Raw genomic sequence first — 14,666 nt, 5'->3', positions numbered from 1 at the left:
CTTCGTACTATGCTGCTGCTACGCCGCAGCTGCAGGCTATGGGTTTCAAGGTGGCTGTTGCTGTTCCAGGGGTGGCTGGTGCTGGGGCACAGGACAGCTGCAACACGTGGTTCAAGGGCCCTAAGGTGAGATATGTGTAAAACTGGAGAGATCACTTTTGATAAATGTAATAAACACCTTATAATGCTGATAGATAGCTGAAATGCTCACACTGTCAATGCTTACTCAGTCTTCTGCACCACACACGCCAGCAGGCGAGTATGCAGGCACGCTTGCTGGCAGTTGCGTTGGGTCACCACATCTTATCAGGGCGGCATGTGAACGATCTTGCTGGGTGTCTGTGGTGACAGGAGCTGGAAGCATGTGCTGATTGTTCAACCTTCTGTGTCGCCGCTGCTGCGCTGCTGCTGTGCTGTTAATGCAGACGATTGAGCAGTACCGTCAGGTGGTGGCATCATCGTATGCAGCAGCACTGTCCCTGCAGGAGTGGCAAGTCAACATCGACAGCATCAGCTGCTCAGGAAACATCGTCTCCAACAACAGCAGAAGCAGCAGCAGCACACCAGCAGCTGGTCGGACTGCTGCCGCAGCAGCAAGTGACAGCAGCAGCACACATGCCAGGCGTATGCTTCTGCAGGATGACAGTGTTACAATGTGGGATGTAACAACAGCAGGTGCAGGTACTGAGCAAGGGCTTGGCAGTATGGAGGCACCAGCTCATGCTACAGCAGACTTTGATGGATGGTCGCAGGACATGTCGGCAGTACCACCAACAGAAACAGCAGCAGCAGCAGCAGCAGCAGTGGAAGTTGTCACCGTATTCACTGTGCAGGTACCAGTGTCAAGTGTCGGCACCGCACATGTCACCGAAGCTGTGCTGCTGCAGTCCACAAGCATCCTGAGTGGACCTCTGAGCATGTTCTTTGCAGCGGCTGGCGCACCCATTGAGTCTGCAATGCGCGCTGCCGCCGGCAGCAGCAGCAGCAGCGCCTCAGGTACTGCCTCTTCAACATTGAAAGATGACACAGCAGCAGCGACGGGTGGGTTGATCTTTGAGTCAGCTGCTCTGAGTCTACCAGGCGATGAAATTGCAGCAGCAATGGCAGCAGCCATGGCAGCACCGGCACCAGCAGCAGCAGCAGAAGGTGATCATGCAGCAGCAACAAGTAGCTCGCCAGCAGAGCACCAGCTGCCAGCTGTTGACTCATCCGCTGAACCGACTGTACTGGTGGATCAGCTGCTTGAACAGCAGCAGCAGCAGCAGCAGCAGCAGCAGCAGCAGCAGCAGCAGCAACAGCAGCAGGAGCAGCAGATGACAAGCAGCCATGACACAGCACAGCACACATTCACAGAGGAGCAGCAGCAGCAGCAGCAGCAGGGCATTTTGGAGGCAGCGGCGGCACCGGCAGATTGGCTATCAGATCCGAGCCAGGCAGCTGAAATTGAGGTTACAACGTCTTTGGAGGAGTCTCCTGCAATGTCAGATGTGGATGCAGCACGTACCATCATTGTGACAAAGATGATTGAAGCAGCTGCAGCCGCGGCTGCAGAGTCAAGGGCAGCTGCCATTGAAGCAATCAGGGAGTTGGCTTGAGCACGGCGTGCAATGTTCGCATAGTCGCCTCATGTGACCAGCTGTCTCAACTTTATGTGGTGACTAATGCAAGCACACAATATGTAGGAACACCAGTATGTTGTATATCAAGAAGTGAAAGGAGTTGTAAATACTCCTGTAACACCTCCAGTTGTAAATACTCCTGTAACACCTCCAGTTGTAAATACTCCTGTAACACCTCCAGTTGTAAATACTCCTGTAACACCTCCAGTTGTAAATACTCCTGTAACACCTCCAGTTGTAAATACTCCTGTAACACCTCCAGTTGTAAATACTCCTGTAACACCTCCAGTTGTAAATACTCCTGTAACACCTCCAGTTGTAAATACTCCTGTAACACCTCCAGTTGTAAATACTCCTGTAACACCTCCAGTTGTAAATACTCCTGTAACACCTCCAGTTGTAAATACTCCTGTAACACCTCCAGTTGTAAATACTCCTGTAACGCCTCCGGTTGTAAATACTCCTGTAACGCCTCCGGTTGTAAATACTCCCGTAACACCAATTCGTCCACCATCTGATGCAACAAAAGACCCATCAACTCGACCAAGCACCTAACGACTATTATTTATGATTCCTTTCGGCTAGAGACATTACGTGTAATGTCTCTACTTGTCTATGTAATTATTTAGGGCTTGCTGAATATAACTAGAATCTTTACCATGTAAGGGTGAAAAAATGAGGGCTTGATTTGTAAGCTAACCTCCGAAACAACCATTTTTTGTACTGTGAGCGCGTCTAAATTAATTTTGTGGAGTTTTTCAGCAAACCCTATTTAGAAATCTATGTCATTAATTTTAGCTGTATATGTTTTTACCACAGAGACGCAGAGTACACAGAGATATAAGTAAAGAGAGTTAAAGTAAGGCGCCAACCCGAGAAATTGAATCACTATTAGTCCGTGTCATTAAATTTGGTCGGCTCACGGCGTCTCGCCTGACCTGACGCACATCTGGGACAGATATGCTACTTACCATCCCAAGGAATAGTCGGGGTATCGGAATATTCTTCAGATAGACTATCAATAGTTGATTGCTCAGAAGGTGATGATTGAGTAATTTCTGAAGAAATTAATTTATCTAATGCGTCAAGAGCATATGAAGCAGATTGATAGCGTTCTGTATAACTATCACGCACCATTTTGTTAAGTATATTGGCAAAACCAGTTGTAACTTCCGCGCGTTCCATCCATATTAATTCGCCGTTATCATCATGCTGAAGCTCGTGCGGAGATATTCCTGTTAATGCTTTAATACCAATCATCCCAACTGCGTAAATATCACTGCTATATTGCGGGCGCCCAAAGCATTGTTCTCTTGGAGCATAACCTTTTGTACCAATACCAATAGTAAATGCCGTATCTTCTTGATTTTCAAGTAAATTTGTAGAGACTTGTTTTACGGCGCCAAAATCAATCAGCACAAGTTTATAATCACTTTTTCGGCGCATAATATTACTTGGTTTGATATCACGGTGGATTACACCGTTTTTATGCACGAACACTAAAATCTGTAACAATTCACGCAACATATCAATTACAAAAGCTTGGTTATGACGCTTTCCTGATGGCAGTTCTTGACTAAGAGCGTTACCAAGAATATATTCCTGAACTAAATAAAATTCTTCTTCCTCTTCAAAATAAGCCAAAAGTTGAGGTATCTGAGGATATACTCCTAATTGTTGAAGAGTCTGAGCTTCGGAACTAAAAAGGCGCCGCGCAACTTCCATTTGTTCAGGCTTATTATTCACTGGTTGAAGTTGTTTGACAACGCATAAAGGATTACCTGGAAGTCTTATATCTTCGGCAATATAAGTTTCGCTAAATCCACCTGAACCTAAAACACTGACGATGCGATAACGTCCATCAAGAACTTTACCAGAAACTTCTATCTCTCGCTCTTTAAGTAAATCTATAAGGTCTTCATGCTGACTAAGAATCTCTTGAGCAATCCGAGAATGCGGATTCTTCTTAATAATATCAACCAATTGTATTTTTCTTAATTGTTGAATAGCTATTTCAACGCCTAAATAAGATATTCCAATCGCTACTAATGCTATTATAGGTATTGCTGTTGGTAAAAATAACTGGCTCGAAACAAATAATATATAGCTAATTCCTCCCCAAAGAATAGCTATGCCTAAACAAGACACAAATCGAACTCGGTTATATTTATTTCTAGAGACAAGATACGCACTGCTACCAACTAATGCTAGCACAAATAAACTACTTGCCATTTGATTATTGATTGCGATCAAGAGCGAATTACCCTCCATGAGAGTCGCAATTGCATTCGCATGTACCTCCACCCCTGTCATCCTTTCTGGAAACAGCCAGTTGGTAGCAACATCATGAAAATCATTTGCTATTGTCGCAGTGGCGCCTACCACTACAATTTTGTCTTTAAACACCTTTCCAGACTGTAAATTGCTCTCCCAAAACATTTGGTCGAAAACATGCCAAAACGGAATTTTTTCAAAACTACCCGCAGAACCCCGAAAATAAATGCGGTCACCTTTGGGTTTAGGAAAGTCGATATTTGCTGCTCGTAAAGTCGCTGTACTAAAGTCTGGTATTTTTTCTAACAAGCTACCTTCGATTTCACTAAGCTGTTTAGGGAACTCACTTGCAAAACGGTGAATCTTACCATCGACTTCAAGCGGAAAATTTGCTGAACCAGTGAAGACAGAACCAACGCGAAGAAACTCTTGAGGAGGACGTAATTGTGTAACAAAACCACTGGGAGTTTCAGAAGTTTCATAAGACGCAGCTAAAACAACTTTACTGCCATAGCGTTTTAATACTTCTCGAAACTTTTGGTCATCTTCTCTACCATGACTACTAGGCAAGTCGAAGACGACATCTAATGCAACAGCGCGCGCTCCTGCTTGAACGAGTTTCTCCACAACGCGCGCATACGCTTCACGCTTATAAGGAAATCCTTTTAAAGGCTCCAGATGACGATATTTTACAGAGTCAGTTGCGTAAGAGACTGCTGGCGTTGATATAGATTGTTCATCAATCGCTAGAATCACAATATCCTTTGGCGGTGCAATCGGTCCACGAAGTTGATAAAATGCTGATTGTGCCTGCAAATCCATCGTCTTCGGTAGCCGTAAATTGGAAGCCATCAATAACGCTGCACCTACCGTCCATGCTCCCGCTAAGATGTTACCTAAGCGCGCTATCTTTTTTGATTGGCGCCCATGAGTCGTTGAAGTAGATTTTGTTCTACCTGACTGGGGGTCTGTTGCCGGGACATATTTTTCAGTTAAGGTAGATGTAGGTTTTTCTTTCATATCGTAATATCTAGTTAATTTACGTAAACTTTCTTAATTATTTACACGCACTTTAAAACCAAAAACTGGAAATTATACTTATATGAACATTTTTTTGTTAGTAATTTATACTCATCTATTATTTGTCTACATTAACTCTGTGTACAAAGAACGCACGTTGCTTAAACGCTCGTTCCAAGTATAGCTGTGGATTGACATTTCATGTATTACGACGTGCCTCCCTGGTCAAAAAACCTCCGTATTCATCAAACTTATTGTTTCATAAATACTGTGCCTACGGTGAAATACAAAGCTCCGTTTCGGTTATTCCTATTTATGATGGCGCCGATGTTCAATTGGAGTCAAACTTTATATATATAACGATATATAACGATATAGAGGAATAATAAAATTAAAGCGCGCTATTTAAGTAAAGGGACAAACTCCTATTGACAAGTGATATAGAGAATTTTTGACGAATCTTGGGAACAATAGAAGATGTAGATACAGGTAGGAGAATTTATTGTCCACAAGTAAACCGACTCGCAACTATAGTACAAATACCCCTCAATATGTATGTTGTCAATATACATAGTGGCATCATGACATGCAATTCTTGCTTCCATATGAAACTAATTTCTGACGGGGTCATGAAGCTTCAAGGAGTGTTGTTCATTTATCGTGCAAGACGATAAAGCATACGAGGTTCGCAAGTTAATAAGGTTTACAGTTGCTAATTTCATACCTCTTTGGGAGTAAACTGGATTGATATACCGATTCGGTCTACTGTTATGAAGTCTAATTTATTGGTAAATTGCAATTGTAGGGAACATATATCCACCTACCTGGGTAAAAGTGTAAACCTCAATAGCTGTACTGTAATAAATGTTCAAACTATTTAATTAGGAGTAATGCTGGATAAAAGCTATACACGTCAACTATTTTTATAGATACTAGCAGTCTTAACATTTTAAATTGCTGCCACCTCTTGTTTAATCTTAATTCTTATTCTATATATGTAGGTATTATTTTCTATGGGTACTACTATGAATCGTCTGTCTATTTTTGTAGACGGAAACAATATGTTTTACGCTCAACAAAAGAATGGTTGGTTTTTTGACCCGCGACGAGTGCTAGAATACTTTAAATACGAGCAGTCGGAAACAACGTTGATTAACGCATTCTGGTACACTGGCTTAAAAGACCCCCAAGACCAAAGAGGTTTTCGCGATGCTCTTATTAGTTTAGGTTATACCGTCCGGACTAAAATTTTAAAAGAATATTATGATGATACTTCGGGTCGCTATTCACAAAAAGCTAATTTAGATATAGAAATTGTTGTTGACATGTTTAATACTGTAGACCAATACGACCGCGTTGTTTTGTTTAGTGGTGATGGAGATTTCGAGCGAGCAATCGAATTATTACGTTCTAAAAATACTCATATAACTGTTGTATCAACCGAAGGAATGATAGCAAGAGAACTACGTAATGCTACGGACAGGTATATAGATTTAAACGATATTCGTGAAGTTATCGAAAAAACCGAAGGTCCATAATCTTAGTATTTCTTAACAATATTAAAACTTATAAACATCAAGTTGGACAAGAGTTGAAAATATTTTGTATCTACTAAAAACGTTCTTAAGTTACCTCCATGAATAACAGTACACTAGACCAAGTCATCATCTTCGATACTACACTCCGCGACGGCGAACAGTCTCCAGGCGCCACGCTCAACATGGATGAGAAGTTAGTCATAGCCAAGCAGTTAGCACGTCTTGGTGTAGATATCATCGAAGCTGGGTTTGCATTTGCCAGTCCTGGTGACTTTGAAGCAGTCAGCAAAATAGCCCAAACTGTTGGGACTCCTTCAGGACCAATTATATGTAGTTTGGCGCGCGCACGTCATGATGATATCAAAGCAGCAGCAGAAGCTATTAAAGGTGCAGCCAAAGGTAGAATTCACACTTTTATCGCAACTTCGGACATTCATCTTGAATATAAGTTGAAGAAAACTAGACGCGAAGTTTTAGCTATCGCTGAGGAAATGGTCGCGTATGCTAAAACTTTTACCAACGACATCGAATTTTCACCCGAAGATGCTGGGCGTTCTGACCCAGAATTCTTATACGAAGTATTAGAAAAAGCTATTAATGCAGGCGCCACAACGGTAAATATTCCCGATACAGTTGGTTATACCACACCAAGTGAGTTTGGAGCATTAATAAAGGGGATAAAAGAAAATGTCCCCAATATTGACAAAGCGATTATTTCCGTTCATGGTCATGATGACTTGGGTTTGGCTGTCGCGAACTTTTTAGAAGCAGTCAAAAACGGCGCCCGTCAACTCGAATGTACTATCAATGGTATTGGCGAACGCGCGGGAAATGCTGCACTAGAAGAGTTAGTAATGGCATTACATGTACGTCGGCAGTACTTTAACCCCTACTTTGGTAGACCAGCAAACTCCGAAGAATCACTGACAAACATCGACACACGTCAACTATATAAGACATCCCGCTTAGTATCTAGTTTGACGGGAATGTTAGTACAACCGAATAAAGCTATCGTTGGTGCCAATGCGTTTGCTCACGAGTCAGGTATTCACCAAGACGGGGTTTTGAAAAACAAGCTGACTTATGAAATTATGGATGCTCAGTTAATAGGATTAACTGAGAACCAAATCGTTTTAGGTAAACATTCTGGGCGCAATGCAGTTAGAACTCGGTTGAAAGAGTTAGGTTATGAGTTATCAGAGACAGACTTAAATAAAGCGTTTGTTCGGTTTAAAGAAGTCGCTGATAAAAAGAAAGAAATAACCGACTGGGACTTAGAGGCATTAGTCAACGACGAAATTAAACAGGCGCCCGAATTGTTTAAACTCGAACTGGTACAGGTGTCGTGTGGAGACCACGCGCGTCCAACAGCAACCGTAACTTTACGTAATCCTTCGGGGGAAGACTTAACGGATGCAGCAATAGGTACAGGGCCAGTTGATGCAATTTACAAAGCTATTAACCGTGTGGCGAATGTACCGAATCAATTAATCGAGTTTTCTGTACAATCAGTGACAGCGGGAATTGATGCGCTTGGAGAAGTAACGATTCGTTTGCAACATGAAGGGCGTGTTTTTTCGGGTCATGCAGCTAACACCGATATTATTGTGGCATCAGCGCAAGCATACGTGAATGCACTGAATCGATTGTATGCAGCTTTGCAGCAACAACGCCAACACGCGCAATTAGCCAGCAACCCGTAGCATAGGCGTCCCGCCTGTGCATTTCCCAGCTTATTCAATAAACTGGGAATTCTCAAATTTCTTATCTATATAGTTAGGGATTCTCGAGTGGGAATAGTACGTGTCATTTAATTATATCTATATGATATATATCTACATTATCCTTTTTTTTAAGAGTAATGCTCCGGGTTGGGGGGGATTAATTGAGTGGGAGCTTGATAACAAATTCGGCGCCTTTTCCTTTGGATGAGAAACATTCTAATGTTCCATGATGTGCTTCTGTAATGATTTGGTAACTTATTGATAGTCCTAAACCTGTTCCTTTGCCTTCTACTTTGGTGGTAAAAAATGCATTAAATAATTGTTGCCGCACTTGGTCGGTCATTCCTAAACCGTTATCGGCGATTTTAATTTGAATGTGAGGTGTAGAATCGTTTACTAGTTCGGTAGTTATTTTAATTTGATTAGGGTTTTTCTCAATATAATCGTAAGTTTTACCTGTATTAGATTCATCTAACGCATCAATAGCGTTTGCTAGTAAGTTCATGAACACTTGGTTGATTTGACCGGAAAAACACGGCAATAATGGTATTTTTCCATACTCTTTGATGATTTTAATTTCTGGACGTTCGGGTTTTGCTTTGAGACGATGAGAAAGTACGATTAATGTTGTTTCGATGCTTTGGTGGATATCAACTTTGATTTTTTTACCTGTATCTAAGCGCGAAAAGTTGCGAAGTGACTGCATAATATCACGGATGCGGTCAGTGCCTAATTTCATGGAAATAATTAGTTTTGGCAGGTCTTCAAGCAAAAACTCAAGGTCAATATTTTCAATTTCGGTTTCAATATCACTATCAGGTTTGGGGTATTTTTCTTGGTACAATTTGACTATATTAATTAAGTCTTCTATATATTGTTTTGCATGAGCTAAGTTACCGTTGATAAAGCTAACGGGGTTATTTACTTCATGGGCAACACCTGCTACGAGTTGTCCAAGTTGAGAGATTTTTTCGGTTTGAACTAGTTGAGATTGAGTACGTTGAAGTTTTGATAAGGTTTGCTCTAGTTCTTGCGAGCGTTGTGAGAGTGCTTTCAGAGTGCGCTCACGCTCGGAAATATCCTGTACTACTGCTAAAATACAAGCTACACTATTCAAAGAATATGGTATACCTTTAACTTCAATATCTAATAAAGTGCCATCTTTGTGAATATTTACTGCTTGACAAGTATATAACTTACCCGATTTTACAGCGTTAATAAACTCGCTAAACAAATAATGCGAGTTTGGATGTATGTAGTCTAAAGGGTTTAATTGTATAAATTCGTCACAAGTATAACCATGCATTGTGTAGTAAGCTGGATTTGACGCTAGTAATTTTCCGGTATCAATGTCAAAAATACCAATACCATCGGTGACTGCTTCAAAGATACCTCGATACTGTTCTTCTTGCTGTGCTATTTTATTTAATGATTCAGCAAGCTGTTGAGATTTTTGTTGTTCTGCACTGAACAAACGCGCGTTTTCAATCGCGATAGCTGCTTGTGAGGTGAGAACTTGGAGAATTTGCAGTCTTTCTTGGGTAAAGGCGCCTGTATAATGGTTATTTTCTAAGTAAACTAGACCAATAAATTTGCTTTGGAAGAAAATTGGTGTGCATAAAATAGATTTGGGTTGTTTGTTGAGAATATAAGGGTCTTTTAGGAAAATATTTTCTTGACTAGCATCGGCTAGTACTAATGGTTTTTTAGTTGTAGCAACATAATCAATCACAGTCACTGGAATATTGCTGCTAGTATTAACAGGTGTGCATTGTAGTTGAACTACTGATGCATCTTGATTTGTGTCAGCAACTTCGATAAATAATTCGTTATCACGTTCAAGAATAATACAACCAATTTGAGCAGAAGCGTTTTCGATAATGATATGTAGTAATTTGAAAAGCAATTTATCAAGAACTATTTCGCTTGATATTGCACTCGTTGCTTTGATCACCGTTGCTAAGTCTAAGACTTCTTTACTTGTTGTAGTACTCGATGTTCTATATATATTATTAAATGGTGCTGCTTTTGTAAGCTTATCCGTAGTTTTCCAATCATTTAAACACTCGTCCAAATCATTTAATAACTCAGATGCACTTTGATAACGCGCGTCTGGGTTCTTTGCCATCAACTTGTTAACAATAGATGCAATAGCTTCAGGAATTTCCTCATATAATTTTTGACTTAATTCTCGAATTGGCGTTGGTTCTTTAGCGGTGTGTCCGTATACAATCTCTAATGGGTCATTGCTTGCAAAGGGTAACTGACCTGTTAAAAGCTCATAGAATGTTATACCTAGGGAGTAAAAATCAGTACGATAATCAACTTTACGGTTTATCCGTCCAGTTTGTTCTGGGGATATATACGGGAGTGTCCCTTCGAGTTGAGTCGAGTCATCAAGTTCAGCATCCTGAAACCTTGAAGCAATACTAAAATCAGTAATTTTGACTTGTAGCGTTTGTGGATTAATAATGATGTTGCTTGGTTTGATATCTTTATGGATGATGTGTTGACCATGTAAAGATGCCAAAGACTCCGCTAACTGTAAAGCGATGAGAAGAAAGATTTCCAGCGATAAGCTGTGTGTAGATAAAAAATCCTTAAGACTAATACCACCAAAATCCTCCATTACCAGGATAAGCTGATTTTGATGCGTTTCTAAACCGTAAACTTTGACAACTCCCTCTAAATTCAAGTTTTCGCAAATCTTAAACTCGCGTTTTAAGCGATTAACCTGCTCTGAAGTTGAATATTCCGTGTTCATAACCTTTAAAATCGCAGGCAGGTTATTTTTTTGTGATTTTGCTCGATATACTGTTGTATTCTCAGCTTCATAAATTACTTCCGTAATTTCATAACCTGGGACTCTCGAAGTTAAAGGCATATTCTCACCTTGTGCTGCATGTTATCGCTTCCTTTATAGGATTCCCACACAAGCGTGAAAATTTTGTAAACTTATTATAAAATTTTCTTATATATTATCGTAGTAAAGAGAATCACTTACAAGCGCTCTTTTGCATTACTTGAGGCGCCAGCTATTGCGACAGTTGTAAAGTTAAGTTCAGATAAAAGGTGAAGGGAAGAAAAAGACTTTCCCTGCAACCTTTTATCCTACTGTTTTGGTTTTTCAGCCTTTTGCTGTGTTGCAGCAGGTTTTTGTGATGCTGGTTGTTGTGCGGAACCTTCGTGAGGTAATGTCGGATGTTCGGTAGAGTATTTTGCTACTATTTGCGACATTTCAGGGTTGTATAACCGCAGATAGTTCCAGTAGTTTCCAAAGACTTGACGAACGTAGTTTTTGGTTTCGTCGAAGGGAATGCTTTCGACAAAGTTGTCATCGTCTTTTGGTAAGGTTGTTAGCCACTTGGAAACGTTGCCTGGACCAGCGTTGTAAGATGCAATTGCCAGTAACGAGTTATCTTTATACTGGTCGTGGGTATGTCCTAAATACCAAGTTCCCAGCATTATGTTATTGTCGGGGTCTTCAAGTTTGATGTTCTTGATATCCTGTTTGATTTGCGGTGCAATAAATTTGGCTGTTGCTGGCATTACCTGCATCAACCCAGTGGCGCCTGCTGTTGATTTAACTTGTTTTTCAAATCTTGACTCTTGACGGATAACAGATGTCACGAGCAAGGGGTTAACTTTGTGCTGCGCTGACCATTTTTCGATGAGGTCAATGTAAGGGAAAGGATAGCGCGCTTGCCAGTAGATAAGCTGCTTTTTCAGAGCTTGATACTGTGCTAAATCTTCAGGTACATCACGGTCTTCGAGCGTCGAAACCGTGTTGATACCTTTGAGATTCTCACCTCTTGCAAGTTGCATTAAACCTTCGGTAAATTGTTCGTTGATGGTAGGCTGCATTTTATTTTGGAATTCAGTGTTCCATTGCAACCAAGCATCACGGTCTTGTCCTAACAGGTATAATTCTTTGAATGTTTCTGAACCTGCTGTAGGTACAGGACGCGCGAGTTCTACAACTTGTGGGTTTAATTGTCTAACATTGTTGAAGTTTCCAACGTTTAACTCCAGAAGTCCTGCTGAACGCCAAGCGTAATACGAGAATGGAAAATTACTAACCGTATATTCGTATGCTTGTTTGGCTTCGTTTTGTTTTCCTAACAGAGATGCCCATTTTCCGACCCAGAAACTTGCACGTGGCGCCAAAATGCTATCGGGGTTGTTGGTAGCAATTGTTTCAGCCCACTGCCAAGCGGCTTTGAAATCTTTAGCTTTGGCTCTATCGAGAGCGACCTTCCAACGGTATTCGGCCGCTTCTTCAGTATTGCCAAATTTATCAATTAGCAGCTTGTTTGCAGCTTCTACACCTTTGCCATCGCCTATTGATTTGAGAATTTCTGCTTTTTTAGCTAGAGCAGCGCCAGCTTTGTCAGGGAATTTACTGGCAACAGCGTCAAGGTATGGTATCGCATCTTTCTTGTTAGATGCCATTTCTGCCATTCGGAGCAACGCAGTTCCTGTTTCGCGCGCTTCTGGAAATTCTTTCATTAATGCCTGGTAAGTTGCAACAGCTTGTTCGCGCTGTCCACCAATTTGTAAACCACGTCCAGTCCGATACAGATTTCGGGCAGTACGAGGCGCCTTACCATAAGCTCTTGAAGCTTTACCGAACTCTTTATTTTCCCAAAATGCAGTTCCCAAAACTTCATACTCTTCCGGTTTAAGGGTTGGGTCGTTGTCGAGTTTGTTCAAAACTTCAACAATACCGGGTTGGTCGAACGAGTATTTTGCTAAGTCCACCAACAATTGGGGTTGGTTTGGGTTTTCACTCAACCGCTTCTTAGCTATTTCCCAAGTTAGGGGATGTGATGGAAATTGAGCAAGTGCTTTATCTTGGTATTCTTTAGTGCTAATCAAATAGAGCGCTTTCACTGTGGCTGGGTGCGTCGGATAGTCTTTGATTACTTTTTGCCGTAAATCTGACGCTTTGCCATCTTCACCTAATATTTCGTGTGCTTGCGCTTGTCTGAGAATGACATAAGGCGCCAATTGCGAATAGTCATTTTCAAGACCCTCAAGGTGTTTTAACGCCGTTTTAGCATCTTTTTTATCAATCGAATCGCTTGCTAAAAGGTAGCGTGCGCGGTTGCGGTCAATAGAATCTGAACCTTTGGCAATAGCCTCAAGTTTCGCCGTCCGTTGTTGTGGGGATTGTACGACCAGAGGCAGTACAGTTGATTTGGCTTTGGCTTCTTCTGTTAGGAGTTCAGGCTTATCCTTACCAAATTTGAATAAATTACCAAAGTTTTTGCCAATCTCAGGGGCTGAAACCAAAGCTCCAGCTAGAAAGGCACACAACCCAGCACCCGCAATCAGAGAAATTTGCTTTTTTTGTAGCTTCTTCAGCATTTCAACCCGCTGAAAGTGACGTTTATTGAATGCAACATTAGCACTAGTTGAGGCAGGGAGAACGTATATTAGAAATTTAAATTGGAATTCAACTCAAATTTAATATTTGCATTATTTTGCATTGGTGCCTCCTAGCTACATCCGAGTGACTCCTAAACAGTTTACAATCTCCCGCGCGTTTTGGGGATCAATTGACAAATTCTCTTTATTATTTTGTAACAAGATTAAATCTTATACATCTAGTTAATACAATATTTTATTGTATAAAATAGAGCTACATCATATTATTACTAGCATGTATGGGAACTCTTATAGGTACATTTTTCACTTTCTTAATAATCCTTTCGCTTTCGGGACTCAAGCTTGATAGAGAATACCAGCGGGGTGTAATTTTTCGTTTAGGTAGAACTAACGGGGTTAGAGGACCTGGTATGTATTGGATATTACCGATAATCGATCAAAAAGCACAGGTTGATATTCGTACTAAGACAGTAAATATTGAGCCACAAGAAACAGTAACCGCAGATAGTGTTACGATTCGCGTCAATGCTGTTCTGTTCTACCGAATTCTTGACCCATCGAAAGCAATTAACAAAGTAGAAAATTATCAAGTTGCTGTATACCAAGCTGCACTAACAACTTTACGCAACGTAGTTGGTCAAAATATTTTGGACGATGTGTTACAAAACCGCGACAAAATAAACGTCAAAGTTCAAGAAATCGTCGATGAAATTACTGAACCTTGGGGTGTAGTCATCGAGCGGGTGGAAATGAAAGACGTAGAAATACCTTCTTCGATGCAGCGTGCGATGGCGAAAGAAGCTGAAGCTATCCGTGAGAAACGCGCGCGGATAATAAAAGCTGATGCCGAACAAGAAGCTTCAATTAAATTAGCAGAAGCTGCGAGATTAATTGCTGAGAATCCTGCTGCCTTAGAGTTACGACGTTTACAAATGTTAACAGAAGTTGGCGCAGAGAATAATACAACTACAGTAATTATGTTGCCTTCTGATTTTTTGAATATGGCAAGGAAATTATCGGAGGCGCCAGTGCGGGTTGAACAACAGTAATTTGTAGAGACGTTACATGTAACGTCTCTACAATGATGACGACAATTGTATA

At 41.0% G+C, this 14,666-nt stretch carries 8 protein-coding genes; 4 read left to right on the top strand and 4 right to left on the bottom strand.

From position 1 onward, the window contains the following. Positions 1–409 precede the first annotated feature (409 nt). Positions 410–1,594, top strand: coding sequence for a hypothetical protein (locus AC2JBO_RS20485; RefSeq protein WP_496955498.1), 1,185 nt, complete (start codon positions 410–412; stop codon positions 1,592–1,594). 107 nt (positions 1,595–1,701) lie between these two features. On the opposite strand, the gene AC2JBO_RS20480 is transcribed toward AC2JBO_RS20485, so the two are convergent. Beyond that, the gene (locus AC2JBO_RS20480; protein ID WP_496955497.1) at positions 1,702–2,169 is read right to left on the bottom strand and encodes a hypothetical protein; all 468 of its coding nucleotides are present in this window, start codon (positions 2,167–2,169) and stop codon (positions 1,702–1,704) included. Positions 2,170–2,581: 412 nt separating this feature from the next. Further along, a complete protein-coding gene (locus tag AC2JBO_RS20475; protein WP_496955496.1) occupies positions 2,582–4,912 on the bottom strand; it encodes a CHASE2 domain-containing protein in 2,331 nt (776 codons plus the stop codon). A 1,013-nt stretch (positions 4,913–5,925) separates the two neighbouring features. Between AC2JBO_RS20475 and labA the strand changes: the two genes are divergently transcribed. Both labA and AC2JBO_RS20465 read left to right on the top strand, forming a co-directional pair. Beyond that, positions 5,926–6,450: a low amplitude/bright protein LabA gene (gene labA / locus AC2JBO_RS20470; RefSeq protein WP_019491762.1), complete on the top strand. Its 525-nt coding sequence runs from the start codon at positions 5,926–5,928 to the stop codon at positions 6,448–6,450. A gap of 98 nt (positions 6,451–6,548) precedes the next feature. Beyond that, positions 6,549–8,153: a 2-isopropylmalate synthase gene (locus AC2JBO_RS20465; RefSeq protein ID WP_496955495.1), complete on the top strand. Its 1,605-nt coding sequence runs from the start codon at positions 6,549–6,551 to the stop codon at positions 8,151–8,153. 178 nt (positions 8,154–8,331) lie between these two features. Here AC2JBO_RS20465 and AC2JBO_RS20460 read toward each other — a convergent pair whose 3' ends face one another. Next, on the bottom strand, positions 8,332–11,058 hold the full coding sequence (locus tag AC2JBO_RS20460) for a protein kinase domain-containing protein (protein ID WP_496955494.1): 2,727 nt from the start codon (positions 11,056–11,058) through the stop codon (positions 8,332–8,334). A gap of 227 nt (positions 11,059–11,285) precedes the next feature. Further along, the gene (locus tag AC2JBO_RS20455; RefSeq protein ID WP_496955493.1) at positions 11,286–13,544 is read right to left on the bottom strand and encodes a transglycosylase SLT domain-containing protein; all 2,259 of its coding nucleotides are present in this window, start codon (positions 13,542–13,544) and stop codon (positions 11,286–11,288) included. A 299-nt stretch (positions 13,545–13,843) separates the two neighbouring features. On the opposite strand from AC2JBO_RS20455, the gene AC2JBO_RS20450 reads away from it, so the two are divergent. Next, entirely contained in the window at positions 13,844–14,614 is a 771-nt protein-coding gene (locus AC2JBO_RS20450) for a slipin family protein (protein ID WP_496955492.1), read from the top strand. Positions 14,615–14,666: the final 52 nt, after the last annotated feature.

The sequence above is a fragment of the Calothrix sp. CBUCES-K 9914 genome, from assembly GCF_059640475.1.
The sequence above is the reverse complement of the archived record's forward strand: the minus strand, read 5'-3'. Positions and strand labels throughout refer to the sequence as shown.

Excerpts from the sequence above, each read along its gene's own strand:
- AC2JBO_RS20475 (WP_496955496.1), bottom strand. The coding sequence starts at position 4,912 with ATGAAAGAAAAACCTACATCTACCTTAACTGAAAAATATGTCCCGGCA.
- labA (WP_019491762.1), top strand. The coding sequence starts at position 5,926 with ATGGGTACTACTATGAATCGTCTGTCTATTTTTGTAGACGGAAACAAT.
- AC2JBO_RS20465 (WP_496955495.1), top strand. The coding sequence starts at position 6,549 with ATGAATAACAGTACACTAGACCAAGTCATCATCTTCGATACTACACTC.
- AC2JBO_RS20460 (WP_496955494.1), bottom strand. The coding sequence starts at position 11,058 with ATGCCTTTAACTTCGAGAGTCCCAGGTTATGAAATTACGGAAGTAATT.
- AC2JBO_RS20455 (WP_496955493.1), bottom strand. The coding sequence starts at position 13,544 with ATGCTGAAGAAGCTACAAAAAAAGCAAATTTCTCTGATTGCGGGTGCT.
- AC2JBO_RS20450 (WP_496955492.1), top strand. The coding sequence starts at position 13,844 with ATGGGAACTCTTATAGGTACATTTTTCACTTTCTTAATAATCCTTTCG.